The organism is Streptomyces sp. NPDC047043, assembly GCF_040644055.1.
Lineage (GTDB): Bacteria > Actinomycetota > Actinomycetes > Streptomycetales > Streptomycetaceae > Streptomyces.
Window position 1 is genome coordinate 18657 of the sequence record NZ_JBEYVO010000015.1, and the last position, 19051, is coordinate 37707.

The 19051-nt window shown below is 69.3% G+C and carries 19 protein-coding genes; 11 read left to right on the forward strand and 8 right to left on the reverse strand.

Annotated elements, in window-relative coordinates; genetic code table 11:
* Positions 1-107 precede the first annotated feature (107 nt).
* Together ABZ880_RS23780 and ABZ880_RS23785 are read right to left on the reverse strand one after the other, a co-directional pair.
* On the reverse strand, positions 108-1091 hold the full coding sequence (locus ABZ880_RS23780) for a phage tail tip lysozyme (protein WP_361266276.1): 984 nt from the start codon (positions 1089-1091) through the stop codon (positions 108-110).
* 339 nt (positions 1092-1430) lie between these two features.
* Complete coding sequence (locus ABZ880_RS23785; protein ID WP_361266278.1) at positions 1431-1889, reverse strand: GNAT family N-acetyltransferase; 459 nt, start codon at positions 1887-1889, stop codon at positions 1431-1433.
* 154 nt (positions 1890-2043) lie between these two features.
* On the opposite strand from ABZ880_RS23785, the gene ABZ880_RS23790 reads away from it, so the two are divergent.
* The 6 genes from ABZ880_RS23790 to ABZ880_RS23815 all read left to right on the forward strand — a co-directional run bounded on the left by ABZ880_RS23790 (position 2044) and on the right by ABZ880_RS23815 (position 8942).
* Positions 2044-2220, forward strand: coding sequence for a hypothetical protein (locus tag ABZ880_RS23790; protein WP_361266280.1), 177 nt, complete (start codon positions 2044-2046; stop codon positions 2218-2220).
* Between the two features lie 47 nt (positions 2221-2267).
* Complete coding sequence (locus tag ABZ880_RS23795) at positions 2268-2711, forward strand: VOC family protein (protein ID WP_361266282.1); 444 nt, start codon at positions 2268-2270, stop codon at positions 2709-2711.
* A 55-nt stretch (positions 2712-2766) separates the two neighbouring features.
* Complete coding sequence (locus ABZ880_RS23800) at positions 2767-3639, forward strand: acyl-CoA thioester hydrolase/BAAT C-terminal domain-containing protein (RefSeq protein ID WP_361266284.1); 873 nt, start codon at positions 2767-2769, stop codon at positions 3637-3639.
* A 142-nt stretch (positions 3640-3781) separates the two neighbouring features.
* Positions 3782-6292 carry a hypothetical protein gene (locus ABZ880_RS23805; protein ID WP_361266286.1) on the forward strand — a complete coding sequence of 837 codons (2511 nt, stop codon included), beginning with the start codon at positions 3782-3784 and terminating at the stop codon, positions 6290-6292.
* A gap of 194 nt (positions 6293-6486) precedes the next feature.
* Complete coding sequence (locus tag ABZ880_RS23810; RefSeq protein WP_361266288.1) at positions 6487-7158, forward strand: DUF6082 family protein; 672 nt, start codon at positions 6487-6489, stop codon at positions 7156-7158.
* Between the two features lie 554 nt (positions 7159-7712).
* Positions 7713-8942, forward strand: a complete 1230-nt coding sequence (locus ABZ880_RS23815; protein ID WP_361266290.1) for a SpoIIE family protein phosphatase — start codon at positions 7713-7715, stop codon at positions 8940-8942.
* Positions 8943-8975: 33 nt separating this feature from the next.
* Here ABZ880_RS23815 and ABZ880_RS23820 read toward each other — a convergent pair whose 3' ends face one another.
* A complete protein-coding gene (locus tag ABZ880_RS23820; protein WP_361266292.1) occupies positions 8976-9368 on the reverse strand; it encodes an MmcQ/YjbR family DNA-binding protein in 393 nt (130 codons plus the stop codon).
* Positions 9369-9457: 89 nt separating this feature from the next.
* On the opposite strand from ABZ880_RS23820, the gene ABZ880_RS23825 reads away from it, so the two are divergent.
* Positions 9458-11338, forward strand: coding sequence for a propionyl-CoA synthetase (locus tag ABZ880_RS23825; RefSeq protein ID WP_361266294.1), 1881 nt, complete (start codon positions 9458-9460; stop codon positions 11336-11338).
* 48 nt (positions 11339-11386) lie between these two features.
* Here the strand turns inward: ABZ880_RS23825 and ABZ880_RS23830 are convergent, their stop codons facing one another.
* Positions 11387-12103 (reverse strand): SDR family oxidoreductase, encoded by a 717-nt coding sequence (locus ABZ880_RS23830; protein WP_361266296.1) that lies wholly within the window; start codon positions 12101-12103, stop codon positions 11387-11389.
* Positions 12104-12203: 100 nt separating this feature from the next.
* On the reverse strand, positions 12204-12950 hold the full coding sequence (locus ABZ880_RS23835) for an anti-sigma factor antagonist (protein ID WP_361266298.1): 747 nt from the start codon (positions 12948-12950) through the stop codon (positions 12204-12206).
* Between the two features lie 125 nt (positions 12951-13075).
* On the opposite strand from ABZ880_RS23835, the gene ABZ880_RS23840 reads away from it, so the two are divergent.
* Positions 13076-13429 carry a helix-turn-helix domain-containing protein gene (locus ABZ880_RS23840; RefSeq protein ID WP_361266300.1) on the forward strand — a complete coding sequence of 118 codons (354 nt, stop codon included), beginning with the start codon at positions 13076-13078 and terminating at the stop codon, positions 13427-13429.
* Between the two features lie 34 nt (positions 13430-13463).
* Here ABZ880_RS23840 and ABZ880_RS23845 read toward each other — a convergent pair whose 3' ends face one another.
* On the reverse strand, positions 13464-14393 hold the full coding sequence (locus tag ABZ880_RS23845; RefSeq protein ID WP_361266302.1) for a LysR family transcriptional regulator: 930 nt from the start codon (positions 14391-14393) through the stop codon (positions 13464-13466).
* Between the two features lie 156 nt (positions 14394-14549).
* Here ABZ880_RS23845 and ABZ880_RS23850 point away from each other — a divergent pair, with 156 nt between their 5' ends.
* Complete coding sequence (locus tag ABZ880_RS23850) at positions 14550-16850, forward strand: FdhF/YdeP family oxidoreductase (RefSeq protein WP_361266304.1); 2301 nt, start codon at positions 14550-14552, stop codon at positions 16848-16850.
* A gap of 27 nt (positions 16851-16877) precedes the next feature.
* On the opposite strand, the gene ABZ880_RS23855 is transcribed toward ABZ880_RS23850, so the two are convergent.
* On the reverse strand, positions 16878-17171 hold the full coding sequence (locus ABZ880_RS23855; protein ID WP_361266306.1) for a zinc-binding dehydrogenase: 294 nt from the start codon (positions 17169-17171) through the stop codon (positions 16878-16880).
* A gap of 113 nt (positions 17172-17284) precedes the next feature.
* On the opposite strand from ABZ880_RS23855, the gene ABZ880_RS23860 reads away from it, so the two are divergent.
* Both ABZ880_RS23860 and ABZ880_RS23865 read left to right on the forward strand, forming a co-directional pair.
* Positions 17285-17563, forward strand: coding sequence for an aldehyde dehydrogenase family protein (locus tag ABZ880_RS23860; protein WP_361266677.1), 279 nt, complete (start codon positions 17285-17287; stop codon positions 17561-17563).
* A gap of 33 nt (positions 17564-17596) precedes the next feature.
* Entirely contained in the window at positions 17597-18055 is a 459-nt protein-coding gene (locus ABZ880_RS23865; protein ID WP_361266308.1) for a pyridoxamine 5'-phosphate oxidase family protein, read from the forward strand.
* Positions 18056-18110: 55 nt separating this feature from the next.
* Here the strand turns inward: ABZ880_RS23865 and ABZ880_RS23870 are convergent, their stop codons facing one another.
* Positions 18111-19022: an aldo/keto reductase gene (locus ABZ880_RS23870; protein WP_361266310.1), complete on the reverse strand. Its 912-nt coding sequence runs from the start codon at positions 19020-19022 to the stop codon at positions 18111-18113.
* Positions 19023-19051 lie beyond the last annotated feature (29 nt).

Below are 19051 nucleotides of genomic sequence, written 5' to 3' on the forward strand. Positions count from 1 at the left end.
CAGTCTGCCGCTTGGGCGAACTCTGTCCACTGGGTTTGTCAGCGCCGGAGATGCAGCACTCGGTTGTTCCATCCGGCGATCGCACTCGGGGTGCCGGATCGCCGCTGTCAGGCGGATCGGTACGCCTTCAGTGCGCGGACGGAGTGTGCTCGGCGGACGCGGAACACGGCCTGCACCCTGGGGTCATTGCGCGGCAGCTTGGTGCCTCCGGAGAGGATCGCTCCGGGCACTTCGTAGCGGTAGACGACGTCGTCGCTCGCCTCCTTGACGCTCACGGCCGGGTTGGCCAGTACCGCGTGCACGCCGGGATAGCGGCTCTTCAACTCGACCGCGAGATAGTCGAGTTGGGCATCCATGTTGAACAGCGCGGCGGCGCCCAGGACTTGTCCGTCGAAGTCGTGCTTGAACAGGCCCGCTCTGCGTGCGCGGCTCGTCCACTGGGCCAGGCCCACGCCCGGCAGCCTGGGACCCTTCCGGGCAGCGGGGTCCCGCCGCATGATTTCCTCCGGCGAGAAGTCACGCAGGGTGCCCGCGAAGTCCCTGGCCCGCGTGGGCTTGGCCGCTGAGCTCCCCTCGATGCGGCTGGGCAGCACGCCGGACTCCGCCCACAGGTTGCCCACCATGCCTGCGGCTCCGTTCACCGGGTAGTGGTACCGGTCAACGAGGATCCCGACGGCGTACGCGAGCCGCGCCAATGCGCCCACTTTGGTCCAGTCGACGTCCGGAGAGTCCCCGGCCGGACCGGTCGCGCGGATCTCAAGCACCCCGTCCGCGTGGGTCCAGAACAGGGAGCCGCCCTGGAAGTCGCGGGCGCGGCCCTCGCCGTCGGCGTACTCGTCCGTCAGCGGATACCCCCAGCCGCCCTCGGGGCCGCCGAGCACGTCGACCCAGTGACCGGCGATGGCCCCGTGCACTGCGTGCGGGCCGAAGACCGGGTGCGCGCAGACGACGGCATCCTTGTGCCGCCGATAGGCACCCGTGCCGGTGTAGTTCACGTCGCCGACAGCCTCGCCGACGTCGAATCCGTCCGCCGCCAAGTCCGCCACCTTGCCGTCGAGTTGTGCTACGGCGTCGTAGTCCTTGTCCTGCATACGTTCCCCCGTATCGCGCTGCCGGGCCCCACGAACAACCCGGCACAGGCGACCCCCGTCCCGTGTTCGCAACCTGGCCCGCCCGGCCTGCCGGATCCGCCCGGACCTCAACGGTCCCCTGAGGAAAGCCCCTTGCACCAGGCGTGCGACGCCGTTCCGACGAACTTCGCATCAGATTGGCTGGCCCGGTCCGTCAGATGGCCCAGCCCAACTCCACCGGCACGCCGGGAACCGGGCGATGGGTGGACGGCAGCGTGGCGGCTGAGTCGCTTCGGCGAAAGGGGTGTCCGCCCGCTGCTCCCCTGCCGGGCGCGTCCCCGCTCCGCGAACCCTGCCCGTTCACCGGCCAGTTGGGGCGTGGGCCGGCTTGCGGACCATGAACACGTCCACCGAGTCCTCGGTCTCGAGCGTGAACCCGTGGCGCTCGTACAGCCGTCGGGCCGGGCTGCCCCGCAGCACGTTCAGCCGGACAGGCACGTCGCTGCGGTCACACCGCTCCAGTAGTTCGCGCAGTACGCCCGAACCAATGCCGCTGCCCTGCAAATGTGGGTCCAGGTAGAAGTGCTCCAGCCAGTGGGCGTCCTCGGCCTGGCGCAGCGCCACGCAGCCGGCGAACTCGCCGTTCACCTCGATGATCCGGGTGTGCGTCGGCTCGAAATTGTCCAGCAGCCGCTGCCGTACGCGCTCCTCGTCGTAGCGTCCGAGCCGTTCGAGATCCGGTCGCATCACCACGGCACGCAGTTCCGCCACTGCCGAGACGTCTGACATCGACGCCGGGCGCATACCCCACTCCACCATGATCGCCACGCTACCGCGGCGACGACAAGCTCCTGTGTCCGGAGTACTGACAGCGCGAAGCAGGCATGCAGAGTGCCGCCGTCAAATGGATCGCGCAACGTGAATCGGGCTGTCGAGCCGCAACCGGGCAGTCGCGCTTTGGTCTCCGCCTCCCTTGCGCCATCGGCTATTTCGGCAGAACCCGGACCTGGTCGAGAAGTTCACCGCGGCGGTGACCGAGTCGCTGCGCTACGCCTCCGGCCACCCGCATGAGGCCCACCAGGGCCTCACGACCTACACCAAGATCAGCAGCGACGCCCTGAAGGACCTCGCGGACGCTCTGCTCTCGTGAATGCGTTCGAGGAGAGGACAAGCACCACTCGCCCCACACTGAGAGGTATGAACGCAGATGACAGGAACCTCTTGACCCAAGGGCGAGTGGCGACCAGGCTGCCCGCCCAGGACCTGGACCGGGCGCGGCGTTTCTACTCCGAGCAGCTCGGTCTGCAGCCCGTTGAGGAAGGGCCCGGTGGGCTGCTGTATCGGTGCGATGGCGCGGAGTTCCAAGTGTTCGAGTCCGCGGGAGCCTCGCCTGGAACCTTCACGCAAATGTCGTGGGAGGTGGACGACATCGAGGCCGTCGTCGGGGCGCTGAAGCGGCGTGGCGTGGTGTTCGAGGAGTTCGGCCTTCCCTCGGTGTACGGCGGCGGGCACACGCAGGATGGGGTCGTCGCGGTCGAGAACTACCTGAGTACGCGTGCCTCAGGCGTACGAGGGGCGTTGGGTGCCTGGTTCCGCGACAGCGAGGGGAACATGCTGGGCATCGGCCAGCCGATCACCTGAGTTGAACAAACGGCCAAAGCCCCGAACCGCCTCAGCGCCCCCGTAGGGAGACCACTTGCACGTCACCGAACGCGAGCTGTCGGTCCCCGCCGACCCGTGGGAAGGCGTCCTGTTCACCCCCGCCTTCTCCCGCGGCAGCGACACCGGGGTTCTGGTCCTGGCCGGTTCCAGCGGACGTATCGAACGGGAAAGGGCTCGCCTCCTTGCCCAACAGGGCGTGACGGCCTTGTCGATCCGCTGGTTCGGCGGGCCGGGCCAGCCGCCGGGCATCTGCGAGATCCCCCTGGAAACCTTCACCGCCGCCGTCGACTTCCTCCGACTGCACGGGGCCCGACGTATCGGCATCCTGGGCGTCTCCAAGGGCGCCGAGGCGGCCCTGCTCACGTCGGTGCACGATCCGCGCGTGGACGTCGTCATCGCGCTGTCCCCCACCTCGCGGGTCTGGTGCAACGTCGGCCCGGGGCTCGACGGAGCGCACCGTCCCTGGCGCTCGTCCTGGACCTGGCAGGGGCGGGCGCTGCCTTTCGTCCCGCTGGACGATTCGTGGGCGCCTGCGGAGGCGGACGGCGATCCGGTCGCGATCCGCGGGTGGTACGAACTCAGCGAGCGGACGTTCGCCGATCGGCTCGCTGCGGCAGAGATCCCCGTGGACAAGGCGCGGGCCGATCTGGTGCTGGTCGCAGGCGGCGACGATGCGATGTGGCCGTCTTTGCCCTTCGCCGAACAACTGGCCATGCGGCAGCGGTCAGTTGGCGCTTCCGTGCGTCTGATCGCTTGTCACGACGCAGGCCACCGCCCGCGTTTTCCCGGCGAGGGACCGGCTCCGGCATCGCCGCGCTTCCAGTACGGAGGCACGCCCGAAGCCGACGCACTTTTGGGTACGTCCGCCTGGTCCCACGTCCTCGACGCGCTCCGCAACAAGGGCTGAACTCGGGCCTGTTGACTTTCGGATGTGCCGGAGTTCATGTGTGCTGGGCGGCGGGACGGCCTGGTGTTCGTCCGGCCAAGGCTGAGGGGGGATCACGAGCGACTTCGACGGAATCTTCGGGCCGGAGTACACGGCGACCGAGTTGTTTACCAATAGGGTCGACGAGTACACGGCATTCTCCACCGCGTTACGCCGCCACACCGCCCGGGTGCGCGACGGTTCGGCGACACTCGCGCACGCCGCTCGTCTCAACGTCATGTCGTTCTACGGCGTCGGCGGCATCGGCAAGACCGAGTTGTCGCGGCGTCTGGAGTCCTGGGCGGTCGGGGACCTGCAGGATCCCGGCGACTGGACGGAGTCGGTGGCCTTCGAACCACCGCTGAGCACCGTGCGGTTGGACTTCCACGGAAGCCGGGTCGTCCATGCGGCGGACAGCGTGCTGCGGCTGCGGGCGGCCGTGGCCGGGCGGTGGCGTCGTTTCCCCGCTTTCGATCTCGGTCTGGCCGCCTGGTGGTCGCTGGCGCGGCCGGGCACTCCCCTGCCGGATGTGGCCGTCGGCGGTTTCGACATACGGGGACAGATCACCGACACGCTGAATGACATCCTCAGCGACGCGGGGGCCCGTTTCGGCCTGGGCCCGCTGACCGTGCGGACGGGCATCCGCATCGTGGAAGCCGTACGGGAGAAACGGCTGCGCAGCCTCGCGCTGCGCAGATGCGAAGAACTCGTCCAGATCGTCGAGCGCGCCGAGAAGGATCCGTCCGACTACGTCGCCGCCACACTCGCCGGCCTGTTGTCATGGGACCTCGAGAATCTGTCGGCCGACAAACGGCCCGTCACCGTGGCCTTCGCCGACGCTGCGGAATACATCCAGGGTGACGACCGCGCGCAGGAACGCCTGTTCAACCGGATCGTCCATCTCACGCCGGGAGTTCTGTGGGTCGTCACCTCCCGCAACCGGCTGGACTGGGACAGTCCACACCTCAACCAGGCGCTCCCCGCAACGGGTCCGGGCGTCTGGCCCGGTCTGCGGCGGGAGGCGGAGGAGGACCCGCGTCAGCATCTGGTGGGCAACCTCTCCGACACCGACGTGGAGCAGTATTTGCAGGCGGCCTCGGGCACCGGAGGCAATCCGCACCTGCCACCGGACGTCGTCGGCCGCATCCGCGCCGGCGCGCACGGCCTGCCTCTGTATCTCAGCCTGTCCCTCTCCATCGCACGCGCCGCGAGCGGGAGTCCACTCTCGGCCGACTCCTTCGGCGGGCCCCTGCCGGAACTCGCCAACCGGGTCTTTGCCAATCTCCCGGACCGGGAACGGGAGTTGGCCCGCGCGGCGGCGCTGGTGCCGCGCTTCGACCAAGACCTCATCGCCCAGGCCGTCGGCGGGCTCCTCGGCGACGCGCACCGGTTGTGCCTGCGCACCCTCGTCACCCAAGACGACCACCCGCTCTTCCCCTACCGGCTGCACGACGCCGTACGTTCGGCGATCGCCCATGAACCGGTCACCGATCCCGGAGCCTGGGCCCCCGCCGACCGAACGGCCATGGCACGACGGCTGGTGGAAACGCTCAGGCTGCGCAGCGACGCGCTGCTGGACGACAGCAACCGCCGACTCGACGTACTGGAACTGACGGCCGCTCTCTGCGCGGAACACGACCTCACCGCCCCCTGGCTGGCCGACGCCCTCACCGATCTGCCGGGATTCGCCAAGACCGCCGAACGGCTGCCGCCGCCGACGAACGACACCTGGATGGGTCAGCTGTCCGGCATGTTCGAGGCATGGCGCCACGGGACGGTCGGCAAACGACGGGTCACCCGCCTCGAGGAGTTCCTCGCCGCTCCCCTGCGGGCCGACGTGCGGGCCCATGCACAGCTCCGACTCGCCTATCTGCATCGCAACCGCTCGGACTTCGAGCCCTCGCTGCGGCTGCTGACGGAGCTGCTGGCCGAAGATCCGGAGTCGCAGTTCCTGCGCTACCAGGTCGCGCGCTCCCTGCAGATCAAAGGGGATTTCACCGAACTGCACCGGCACCTGGCCCGACATCCCCTCGACGACACCACGGCGGCACTGCGCATCACCAGCGACCTCGCCTATGCGCGCGGGCTGCTGAGCGAGTCCGTCGCCGGGCCGACGGCCCGCGGCAGCCGCCTCCGGGAGCAGGGCAGGCACCAGATGGCGCTGGACAACGAGGCGACAGCGCTGTGGCGCAGGACCCTCCTCGGCCGCAGCACCCCGAGCGAATGCGACGTCGTGCTGGCCGAGGCCGACCGGTTCGGCGAGACCCTCACGATGCGGACGGCCCTCGCCGCCAAGTTGATCTGCCGGGCGGACGACAGCGCCGCCGGCCACGACATCATGGCCCAGACACAGAGCATCATCCGGGCGACGTCGGGCCGTAGTGGGTGGCGGGAGTTCACGAGCAAAGTCGCGTTCGGTCTGCGCCAGGCGGATCGCTCCAGCCTCGACCGACTCCACGAGAAATGGCTCGCATGGGATTATCCCTGGAGCATCAACTCGCACGTCGTGGACCGTCTCTTCGTCTTCGCCGGATACCCCGCCCGCTACGGCCCCGTACAGATCACAGCCGAGGAAGACCCGGCGACGGCCGACCGCCGCTGGCACGACGTCATCGATTCATTGGTGCACACCTGACACGCTCCCGTGTCCGCTTTCTGGAATCGTGGAGTCCATGCTCCGGTGCGCCCCCATGCGCCCCCGCGACGGCACGTTTTGACGGTATTGCTCCAGGCAACAACGAGGATCGGGGGATGAGCACGCCAGCGGGTGCGCGAGCACTCCGACATCTGCGCCTTGCCTCATTTTCCGCGCTTTCACAGGGGGCGGTCATGGCGTACCAGGGGCACGTGCGGCGCGTGTGGGCTTTAATCGGTGTCGGCGCCGTGTCCTGCGTCGGCTCCATTGCGTTGACTCTGGCGCTCGTCCATATCCCCGGACTTCAGTCCAGTGCGAGCGGGAACGCCGGGCAGGCCTTTGGTGCCGCCGCCGCTTGCGCGTCGTTCTTTGTTCTTCTCTACGCTGCGCGGAGCTTCCACCAGCAGGCCGAAGAATTCAGGATGAGGCGCGTGGAGATGGCGGCCCAGTGTGAGGAGCTGCGGGCGAATCGAGAGGATGCGCGGCTGGGGCACGAGAGCGCCTTCCGTGCGGCGGAGGCGTCGGTGCGGGGGCAACATGTGATGTTGACCCGGATGGCGATCGAGGACGCCGATCTCTCTGCCGTCTGGCCCGGGTACGGTCCTGAATTCGATCCGGTGCGCACGAAGCAGTATCGCTATGCGAACTTGATCATCTCGTTCCAGTGCATGTCGTATCAACTCAAGTACAACACGGATGACGAGGTGCTGGAGCTCATGCAGCATCTCTTCAGCAGCCCCGTCATCCACGACTTCTGGGCGGAGACGCGGGAGACCCGTAACAGGGTCACGCCGTACGGTGGCTCGATGCGCAAGTTCTACGAATTGGCAGAACTCGCTTTCCAGCAATACTCAGACACCGAGTGAGCACACGCGTAAAACGCCTCATCGTCATTCATCCACTGGAAGCCGCCAACCAGCGTTGATCAGAACCGATCGCGGGAGAACGACCAAACGTTCATCAGGGCCGACACCAGAACCCGCCGGGAGCTCCGACCTCAAGTCCTCCGTGTTGTCAGCCCCGATAAAAGCGAGATCACCACTGTCAAGTTCGAACACGGCCGGACAGTTGTATTCCGAATTACAACGGCCCTCAATTGCATCCACCGAGTCAAGGCGCTTTACGATTCGCATTGGCGATCTCTCTGTGCTGATGGCTGACGCTCGGCCCCCTGTGCGAGCGCCGAGAGGCTGCGACATTACACCCCCGTCCATCGCGGTCAAGTTACTGTCCGGATGTGTCAACCTGTGGATTGCTTTTCCCCAATTCAGGTGGAGTACGGGACGCCCGTCCGGCCAGTCCGCAGTACGCTCATGCGCCCGGTGACCGGACTCCGCAGGCGTCGGCGCGCGGGCCCCCTGGCGTGTTCGCTCCTATCGTGGAGGGGCACAGTGACGCTCGGCGCCAAGGCAGGCAAGACATGTGGGAACCGCAGATCGACTATGCGGCGGTCTTCCGCGCCCTGCCCGGCATGGTGGCGCTGCTCACGCCCGACCTGGTGTACGCCGACGCCAACGAGGACTTCCTACGACTGGCCGGACGCACCCGCGAGCAGCTGCTCGGGCGCTACATCTTCGACGTCTTCCCCGAGAACCCCAACGAGCCGGCCGCGGCGGGCATGCGGGAGACCGAGGCGTCGATGCGCCGTGCGGTGGACACCGGCGAGCGCGACACGATGGCGCTGCTCCGCTACGACATCGAGGACGTCCAGCGGCCGGGCCACTGGGAGGAGCACTACTGGAGCCCCGTCAACGCGCCCGTCTTCGGACCCGACGGCCGCGTGGCGCTGATCGTGCACCGGGTGGAAGAGGTCACCGAACTCATCCGCGCTTTCGGCGGGCCCGGCGACGACAGCCGGGCCCGGGTGCTGGAGGCCGAGCTGTACACCCGCGCCCGTGAGCTGCAGGAGGTCAACGAGCGGCTGCGCAATGCCCACGCCCACGAACGCGAGGTCGCCCTGGCGCTGCAGGCGGCCATGCTGCCGCCGCCCGGGCCGACCGGACAGCACGGTGCGGCCGTGCGCTACCGGCCCGCGATCGGTGCCCTGAACGTGTGCGGTGACTGGTACGACCTCGTCGAGCTGCCGGGCGAGAACCTGGCGATCGCGGTCGGCGACGTCGTCGGCCACGGTCTGGCCGCCGCCTGCGCCATGGGGCAGCTGCGCAGCGCCCTGAGCGCGGCCTGCCGCGTCGCAAAGGGGCCCGCCGAGGCCCTGGAAGCGCTCGGACTGTACGCCCGCTCCGTGGAAGGCGGCGAGTCGGCCACCGCCGCGGCGACGTTCATCGACTGGGACGACCACTGCATCACCTACAGCTGTGCCGGGCACCTGCCGCCCGCCCTGCTCGCCCCCGACGGCAGCGTCAGCTTCCTCGACCAGGCCACCGACCCACCGCTCGGCGCCCGTCCCGAGCACGTGACCCGCCCGCAGGCCAAGGCTGCCTTCGTCGAAGGCTCCACCCTGGTCCTCTACACCGACGGATTGATCGAACGCCGTACCGAGGACATCGACGCCAGCCTGGCCCGTCTCGCCGACTCCCTCACCCGCCATGGGCACGCCGACCCCGAGACCCTGGCCGACGCGCTCCTAGCCGACCTGCTTCCCACCACCGGCAACACGGACGACACCGCGCTGATCGTCCTTCGCCTTTGAAACACACCAGCCGACAAGCGAACTCGCGGGCGCTCATGCCCCGCCCGCCTCGAGATACTGCTGCGCCACCCGCTTCGGAGCCCTGGCCAGCCAGGCCTCCACGATCAGTTCTCCGAGCTCGGCGACATCGATCCGGTCGAGGCGGACCAGAACGGCCGGGTAGCCGTCGAAATGCGGCGTGGTGAAGTACACGTCCGGATCGGAGGCCAGCAACGCCTCCTTCACCCCGACGTCCGCCACCCGCACCCCGAGGATCGGTCCGTCCGGCGCGGCGTCGCCGAGGGCGTCGTAGTCCGCGGGGCGCAGTGGCCGTTCCCAGACGAAGCCCTTCTCCCTGACTCGCCATTGCGCCAGGTGACGGGAGAGCCGTTCGTCGGTTTCGGGGAGGGCGAGTGCGAGGCGGCGGACATCGTCCCAGGTGGCCATGTGTCGAGCCTAGCCCGAAGGTGGTGAACTGGTGGTGGGTGGCGTGTCGAGCGCCGTAGCCTGGGCCCGAGGCCTGGAAAGGACCTGACGTGGAAGAACACGCAAGGATCCATGATCGCAGCCTTACGGATCCGGACCGCTTCTGGCTCGGTGCCGCGGAGCTGATCGACTGGGTCGTCAGCCCGTCGCGTGCGCTCGACGACACGCGCGCGCCGTTTTACCGGTGGTTTCCCGACGGGCAGTTGAACACCTGCGCCAACGCGCTCGACCGGCATGTCGAGGGCGGGTTCGGCGAGCGTACGGCGCTGGTCTGGGACTCGGCGATGGTGCCGGCGAAGAGGTCGTTCAGCTACCGGGAGCTGCGGGACGAAGTGGCGCGTGTGGCCGGTGCGTTGAGTGCTCTGGGGGTCGGGAAGGGGGATCGTGTCGTCGTCTATATGCCGATGGTGCCCGAGGCCGTGATGACGATGCTGGCGTGTGCCCGGATCGGCGCCGTGCATTCGGTGGTGTTCGGCGGGTTCGCGCCGAAGGAGCTGGCGGCGCGGATCGAGGATGCGCGGCCCAAGGTGGTCGTAGCGGCGTCGTGCGGGCTGGAGCCGACGCGGGTGGTGGCGTATCAGCCGATTCTCGATGCGGCGCTGGAGATGAGTGTGCACCGGCCGGAGCACACGGTGATGCTGCAGCGTGCGGCGTTGCGGGCGGATCTGGGGCCCGGTTACCTCGACTGGGACGATGTGGTGCCCGTGGCGAAGCCGGTGGAGCCGGTGCCGGTGGCGGCCGGCGATCCGCTCTACATCCTGTACACGTCGGGCACGACCGGGAAGCCCAAAGGGGTGTTGCGCGACACGGGCGGGCATGCCGTTGCGCTGGCCTGGTCGATGGGGGCGATCTACGACGTCCATGCCGGTGATGTGTTCTGGACGGTCTCCGACGTCGGGTGGGTCGTGGGGCACAGCTACATCGTGTACGGGCCGCTGCTGGTCGGGGCGACGACGGTGGTGTACGAGGGCAAGCCCGTCGGCACGCCGGATGCCGGTGCGTTCTGGCGGATCGTCGAGGAGTACGGGGTCAAGACGATCTTCACCGCGCCGACGGCGATCCGGGCGATCAAGAAGGTCGACCCGGAGGCGGCGGAGCTCGCCAAGTACGACACCGGTTCGCTGACGTCGCTGTTCCTGGCCGGTGAGCGGCTGGACCCGGAGACCCTGCACTGGGCCTCGGGCGCCTTGGGCGTACCGGTCACCGATCACTGGTGGCAGACCGAGACCGGCTGGCCGATCGCGGCGAACCCGCGCGGGCTGGAGCCGCTGCCGACGAAGCCGGGCTCGGCCACGGTGCCCGTGCCCGGATGGGACGTACGGATCGTCGACGCCGAAGGCCGGCCGCTGGAGGCCGGGCAGGACGGCGAGATCGTCATCAGGCTGCCGCTGCCTCCGGGCGCGCTGCAGACGTTGTGGGGAGACGACGAGAGGTTCCTGGACTCCTACCTCAGCCGGTATCCGGGCTTCTACCACACGGGGGACTCCGGGTACTTCGACGACGACGGCTATCTGTTCGTGATGGGCCGCACCGATGACGTCATCAACGTTGCCGGGCACCGCTTGTCGACCGGCGCGATCGAGGCGGCCCTGGCCACGCATCCGGCGGTCGCCGAGTGCGCGGTGATCGGGATCCCCGACGAGTTGAAGGGCAGTGTCCCCTTCGGGCTGGTCGTCCTCAAGGCCGGTGCCGCGCCGGACCACGACGAGCTGCGGGCCGAGCTGATCGCGGCCGTCCGGCGCGATGTCGGTCCGGTGGCGGCCTTCCGGGACGTCGCGGTCGTGCCTGCTTTGCCGAAGACGCGGTCGGGCAAGATCCTTCGCCGGACGATGCGGGGTATCGCCGACGGACGGGACGAGCCCGTGCCGCCGACGATCGAGGACGCCTCGGTCCTGGACACGCTCACCCCGATCCTGCGGGACCGGCCGTAGAGCGCAGCGTGCATCGAGGGTGGGTGGACGCGTTGCGCGCTGCGGCTGCTAGGAAGCGGCCTGGCCCGCCAACTGCGGGTACAGCGCTGCCAGATCGCCGGAGAGGCCGGCCTTGACGGTCCGGGAGATGTCGTCGGCCAGCACCTCGTAGGCGCCGGCTTCGACGCCGTCGAGCGCGAGGGCGGCGACGTCACCCGGGCGGGACTTGGGTGCGTCCACGCTCGACGCCATGTCGGTGTCGACGTATCCGACATGGAGTCCGGTGACCCCGATGCCTCGCGAACTCAGCTCCAGGCGCAGGGAGTTGGTCTGCGACCACAGGGCGGCCTTGGTGGCGCTGTAGGAGCCGGCGAGGCCGACCCAGGAGAGCACCGAGTGGACGTTCAGGACGTGGCCGCCGCCGTTGCGCTCGATGATCGGGGTGAAGGCCCGGGTGACCAGCAGCGGTCCGTAGAAGTTCGTCTCGAACTCCCGGCGTATGTCGTCGACCGGGGCCTCGAGGAAGGAGGAGGCGCCCAGTGAGATGCCGGCGTTGTTGATCAGGACGGTGACGTCCGGAGCCTGGGCGGCTGCGGCGGCCACCGAGTGGGGGTCGGTGACCTCCAGGGCGAGCGGCACTGCTTCGGGGTGGGTCACGGTGCGCGGGTCGCGGGCCGTGGCATAGACCTTGCCGGCACCGCGCGTGTACAGCTCCTCCACCAGAGCCTTGCCGAGGCCGCGGCTGCCGCCGGTGACGAGTACTACGGCGTCCTTGATCGAAGTCATGTCCATCTCCACGTTGGAAACCGATCGGTTTACGTCACGGTAAACCGATCGGTTTCCAATGGCAAGCGGTGACTGGCACCGAGCCCTTGGCGGGGTCGGCCTACTCCGGGCCCACCGCTGCGGCGCGCGAGCCCGCGACGTGGGCGACGGCGGCGGACAGCGCGTTCTGCACCGACTCGGGCAAGGGGTCGCCCTGGATGGAATCCACCAGCTGCTGAGCCGCGCGATACAGCTTGGTGTTGGTGTTCTGCGAGGTCATCACCAGGACGCTCCACGCCTCTTCGGAGCTGAGCGTGAAGGCGGCCATGAGGATGCCGCGGGCCAGATCGATGACCTCCCGGGTCTGCATCGCCCGCCGCAGCTGTACGACCTCCACCCGCGGGTCCTGATCGGGGGCGTCGGAGCCCTCCGCAGCGGCCTGCGCGGGATCGTCGTCCTCTTCTCGGGCTTCGTCGCCGTCCGGCGCGAACAGGGACAGCGTGCCGGTGAGCGCGAAGACGCGCTCGGCAGCCGGGCTGATCCCGCGGATCGTGACGGTCTTGGACTCGGCCAGGGCCTGCTGGCGGATGCCCAACAGGATGTTCAGCCCGGAGCAGTCGCAGAACCGGACGCCGCCGAGGTCCAGCTCGATGCCGTGGTCGGAGCGGGCGAGCGTCGCGCGCAACGCCTGCTGCAGTTCCTGATCCACGGAGAGGTCGAGGTCGCCGGAGAGTGTGACGACCGTCCGGTCGCCATCGGGGCAGGTGCCGACCGTCAGCCCGGACGGCCGTTTCCCGCCACCGGAACCGGCAAGTGTTGTGCAGCCGTTGACTTCCCCGACCCCGGACTGCGCCGCCGCATCCGACATGAGTCCTCTCCCCTGGGCTGGATTCTCCGCCTCCAGATTCACCCCGTCACCAACTCACGTCAACGGATACGCGAAATTTGTTTCAGGTATTTTCGTGCGTGAACCAGCAGGCGTACGATCCCCCTATGGGAGGAGCACCGGAATCGCACACAGGATGGACGTTCATCACCAACCACGCGCGGGTACTTGCCGCCATCGCCGACAACCAGAACGCGCGGGTCCGCGACATCGCCGCGCACTGCCGGCTCACCGAGCGCGCCGTGCAGAAGATCATTTCCGATCTGGAGGAGAGCGGCTACCTATCCCACACACGTGAGGGGCGCGGCAATGCGTACCAGATCGAACCGGGATCGCCTCTGCGTCACCCCGCGGAGGCAGGGCTCACCGTGACCTCGCTGCTGGGCCTGCTCGCCCGGGTCGACGGCCACCACCCCACCCGGCCCGGCGGGACCGACAGACAGGCCGTCGACGACAGCTGAGCACCGCCGGTCCGGGTGCCCCGAGCCGCGGGCGTCAGTGGCCGATGTGCTGGTCCGGCAGCCGTTCCAGTGCCTCCGCGATGCCGGCCCGGTCCACGACGTCGACGAGCGCCTGGCCGATCACCGGCACGGGCTCGCGTGCCGGGAGCACCAGGCCGATGCGTTCCGTGCGGATCGGGCGGACCAGGGGAACGGCGTGCATGCCCGCGGGGACGCCGAAGACATGGAGCCAGGCGTACGGCACGACGCTTGCCCAGTGACCGGCTCTGACCTGTGCGAACAGTGAGGCGATGGAGTCGGTCTCCACGCGCGGGGTCACGGAGACGCCGGCTGCCTCAAAGACGGCGTCCAGGACCTGGCGCCCCTGCATCATGGGGTGCAGCAGGCACAGGGGGTACTGGGCCGCCTCCTCCCAGGAGATGTCGGCGGGGCCGGAGTCGGGGGCGGTCCGCTGGGTCAGCAGCACGTAGCGTTCCCGGTACAGCGGGACGAACTTGAAGTCGTGGGCCACGACGCTGCTGTGGTAGGTCACGGCCGCGTCGAGTTCGTACGTGCGGAGTCTGTTGACGATGTCCTCGGCCTGCAGGTCGGCGAAGACCTGGACGGTCGCGAGCGGGTTGGCGGTGCAGAACGGCTGGGTCAGCAGCGCGACCGCCGTGGCCGCGGTCGGCACGGTCCCGATGCGCAGTCGGCCGCTGAGCCCCGCCCGCAGTGCCTGGATCTCGCCCTGCATCGCGTCGCGGTCGGCGAGGATGCGCTGGGCCCACAGGACCACGCGCTCGCCCTCCGGCGTGAGCCCGTCGAACCGGCGTCCCCGCTGGACCAGGGGGATGCCGAGTTCCTCCTCCAGTTTGCGGATGCCCTCCGAGAGGGCCGGCTGGGAGACGTAGCAGGCCTGCGCCGCCTTCGCGAAGTGGCGGGCACGGGCGAGAGCGACGAGGTACTCGAGTTGGCGCAGCAGCACCCTCCAATGATCCCTCGCGCCCGGCCGTCCGTCGCCGGCGGTCCCCTCGCACGCTGCACTGATCGGTGCCGCCTGTCAGGCGATAAGAACTTCCGCTTTGACCTGGCCCGACGCGCAGGCCAAGAGTGTCGTGCGGATGAGAGGGCGTGGTGCGCGATGCGGGACTTCGACGAACCGGACGAGGCCGAGCTGTCGGTGACGGCTCCCAAGACGTGGGCCACCGGCGCTCCCGCCGTCGTCCACGCGCTGAAGTACGCGCTGGGCCAGACCTCCCCGAAGCGCACCGCGCTGACCCTGCTCAACATCAACCAGGCGAAGGGCTTCGACTGCCCGGGCTGCGCCTGGCCCGAGCCCGCACCGGGCCAGCGACACCGCAACGAGTACTGCGAGAACGGCGCCAAGCACATCAGCGACGAGGCCACCTCCCGCCGGGTGACCGCGGACTTCTTCCGGCAGCACTCCGTCGACGAGCTCAGCCGTAAGTCCGACTACTGGCTCAACCAGCAGGGCCGGCTGACCGAGCCGATGGTGCTGCGCGAGGGCACGAGCCACTACGAGCCGATCGGCTGGGACGAGGCGCTGGATCTGCTCGCCGGCGAACTGCGCGCCCTGGACCACCCGGACGAGGCCCTCTTCTACACCTCCGGACGGCTGGCCAACGAACCCGCCTTCCTGCTGCAGCTGTTCGCGCGCGCCTTCGGCACCAACAACCTGCCGGACTGCTCCAACATGTGCCACGAGTCCAGCGGTTCAGCCCTCAACGAGACCCTGGGCATCGGCAAGGGCAGCGTCAGCCTCGACGACCTCTACAACGCCGACCTCGTCTTCGTCGTGGGGCAGAACCCGGGCACCAACCACCCCCGCATGCTGTCCGCGCTGGAGGAGACCAAGCGCCGCGGCGGCCATGTCGTTGCCGTCAATCCACTGCCCGAGGCGGGGCTGCTGCGCTTCAAGCACCCGCAGAAGGCGCGCGGCGTCATCGGCCGCGGCACGGACATCGCCGACCAGTTCCTGCAGATACGCCCCGGGGGCGACCTGGCGCTGTTCCAGGCGCTGAACCTGCTGCTGCTCGAGGCCGAGGACAAGGAACCGGGCACCGTCCTGGACCGGGAGTTCATCGACGCACACACCACCGGCTACGACGCGTTCGCGGCCAACATCCGCGAAACCTCCTGGGATGCCGTCCTGGAGGCCACCGGGCTGAGCCGGGACGAGATCGAGCAGGTACACGAGCGGGTCCTGGCGAGCGGCAGCGTCATCGTCTGCTGGGCGATGGGTCTGACCCAGCACAAGCACGGTGTGCCCACCATCCGGGAGGTCGTCAACTTCCTTCTGCTGCGCGGCAACGTCGGCCGCCCGGGCGCGGGGGTGTGCCCGGTCCGCGGGCACAGCAACGTCCAGGGCGACCGCACCATGGGCATCTGGGAGCGGATGCCCCGGGCCTTCCTGGACCGGCTGGGGCGGGAGTTCGCGTTCACCGCACCGACCGCGCACGGTCTGGACTCCGTCGACTCCATCCGCGCCATGCTCGACGGACGGGCCAGGCTCTTCCTCGGTGTCGCGGGCAACTTCGTGCGGGCCACGCCCGACAGCGACGTCACCGAGCGCGCGATGCGCAACTGCCGCCTGACCGCGCACATTTCGACCAAGCTGAACCGGTCCCACGCGGTGTGCGGACGCACCGCGCTGATCCTGCCCACGCTCGGCCGCAGCGACCGCGACGTCCAGGCGGGCGGAGAGCAGTTCATGACGGTCGAGGACTCCATGAGCGAAGTCCACGCCACACGCGGCCGTCTCGCCCCCGCATCCGCGACCCTGCTGAGCGAGGTGTCCATCATCAGCCGGCTCGCCCGCCGGGTCCTCGGCACCGAACCAGCCATCCCCTGGGAGGACTTCGAGGCCGACTACGACCTCGTCCGCGACCGTATCGCCCAAGTCGTCGACGGCTTCCAGGACTTCAACGAGCGGGTACGCCAGCCCGGCGGTTTCCGCCTGCCCAACCCGGTCAACGCGCGGGTGTTCCGCACTCCCAGCGGCAAGGCCGTCTTCTCCGTCAACGACTTCACGATGCTCCAGGCCCCCAAGGGCCATCTGGTCCTGCAGACCCTGCGCTCGCACGACCAGTGGAACACCATCCCCTACGCGATGGACGACCGCTACCGGGGCATCAAGGGAGGCCGCCGCGTCGTCCTCGTGAACGCCGCCGACCTCGCCGAACTCGATCTCGAGGACGGCAGCCTGGTCGATCTGGTCAGCACCTGGACCGACGGCTCCGAGCGCCGCGCGGACGCCTTCCGCGTCGTCGCCTACCCCACTCCCCCGGGTTCGGCCGCCGCCTACTACCCGGAGACCAACGTCCTGGTGCCGCTGGACAGCGTCGCGGACATCAGCAACACGCCGACGTCGAAGAGCGTGATCGTGCGTCTGGAGCGAGCGGCCGAGCCGGCACCGGCGTGACGCACCCGTGCCGTGGGACGGATCGGCTCAGGGGTAGGTCAGCACGAGCCTGCCCCGCGCGTGGCGGGCGGCCCATTCGGTCAGGGCCGCCGGGACGTCGGCGAGGGTGACCGTCCGGGGCGACATCGGGCCCAGCCGTCCGCTCGCCACCAGGGTCATCAACTCGGCGAGCCTCATGGGCAGTTCGGCGCGGGCGCGTTCGTCGCCGCGGCTGCGGGCGGCTCCGAGGGCGATCCCATGGACGGAAGGGCCGCGGTGAAGGGGGTCACCGCCTGTCGACTCGACCCAACGCACCGTCGCCGACCGGGCGGGACGCGGCATCGAGGCTGGTCGGCGGGGGCTTCGGGACCCTGCGACTCGCGTTCAAGCACCCCGAGTTGTTCGGCTACGCCTCCAGCCTGGCCGACGCGGTCGTCGACTTCGACGACGAGCCGATGAAGCAACACGTGACCAACACGTTCGGCCCTCGCGGCGATCGGGGCCGGGGAGGCGCACCTCGACTCCGTACGACCCCACTCCTACGTCGAGCACAACGCTCGCGCCATCAAGGCCCACGGGCCAGGTCCGGCTCATCGTCGGCGACGGCGGGCCCGGCGGGGCGATCGGCGCGCCCATTCGGCGGCTACAAGCACAGCGGCTTCGGCCGCTCCCTGGGATCCGCCTACCTGGAGGACTGGACGCAGGTGAAGGCGGTGCTCATCAACGCCGGGTGATTCCTGCGCCGACCGGTCGCTAGTGTCGTATCCATGAAGATCACCGAACCCGCCCGCAGTCCCGAGCAGCGCAAACACGACGTACTGGCCCGCCTGGAGGGGGAGTTGGACCTCTGGGTCGCCACCGCCGACGCGGACGGGCTGCCGTGTCTGGTCGCGTTGTGGTTCGTGTGGGACGGGGAGGCGGTGTGGGTGTCCACCCGGGTGACCAATCCGACGGGCCGGAATCTGCGCGACGGCGGGCGCACCCGGCTGGCGTTCGGTGACACGCAGGACGTCGTGCTCCTGGACGGGGACGTGGAGACGTTCGCCGGGCCGGAGGTGCCCGCCGCGGCCGCGGACGCGTTCGTGGCGAAGACGGGCTGGGATCCCCGTAAGGACAGCGCGTCTTACGCGTTCTTCCGGGTGCGGCCGCGTGCGGTGCAGGCATGGCGCGGGCAGCACGAGCTGTCCGGTCGGCATCTGATGCGGGAGGGCGTGTGGGTGGGGTGAGCTGAGCTGACGCGGCACGCGGGCTGAGGGCCGGCGGACGGCCGGCCGCTCGTCCTCAATCGGCCTTGTGGTGCACGGCGTTGAGCCGGTCCAGCTCGTCGGCCGTCAGGCGGAGGGCGCCCGCTGCGACGTTCTCGGTGAGGTGGTCGGGGTTGCCGGTACCGGGGATGGCGAGGACGTGCGGGCCCTGGTGCAGCGTCCAGGCGATACGGACCTGGCTGGGGCTCGCGTCGTGGGCGCGGGCGACGGCGAGCACTTCCTCGTCGTGGTCGGTGCTCGCTGCCTTGGCCCCGCCCGCGCCCGCGACGGCGAAGAACGGCACGAAGGCGATGCCCTGTTCACCGCAGGTCCGCATCAGTTCGTCCGTGTCCGGGGCGTGTTGGCCCAGTCCGTAGCGGTTCTGCACGCTCACCACGGGCGCGATGGCCTGCGCCTCGGCAAGGTGCCGGGGTTCGACGCCGGAGATGCCGAGGTGGCGGACCAGGCCCGCCTCCCGCAGCTCGGCGAGCGCGCCGAAGTGCTCGGCGATCGAGTCCCAGCGCTGCTCGGACCTCCGCAGGTACACCAGGTCCAGGTGGTCGCGGCCGAGCTGGCGCAGGTTCTCCTCGACGTGTCCGCGCAGTTGGTCCGGGCGGGCCCAGGTGGCCCACTGACCGGAGTAGTCGCGCAGCGGACCCACCTTCGCGGCTATGACCAGGTCGTCCGCATACGGCGCCAGCGCGCTGTTGATGATCTCGTTGGCGGAGCGCAGCGACGAGAAGTAGAAGGCGGCCGTGTCGATGTGGTTGACGCCGAGCTCAACCGCCTTGCGCAGCACGGCGATCGACCGGTCGCGGTCGCTCGGGGTGCCGTGGTGGAAGGCGGCGCTGCCCGTCAGCCGCATCGCGCCGAAGCCGATGCGGTTGACGGTCAGGTCGCCCAGTGCCCAGGTGCCTGCGCTGTCCGCGGTGATCATGTGGGAGGTCATCGGCGGAGTCTCGCACACACCCGGCAAGA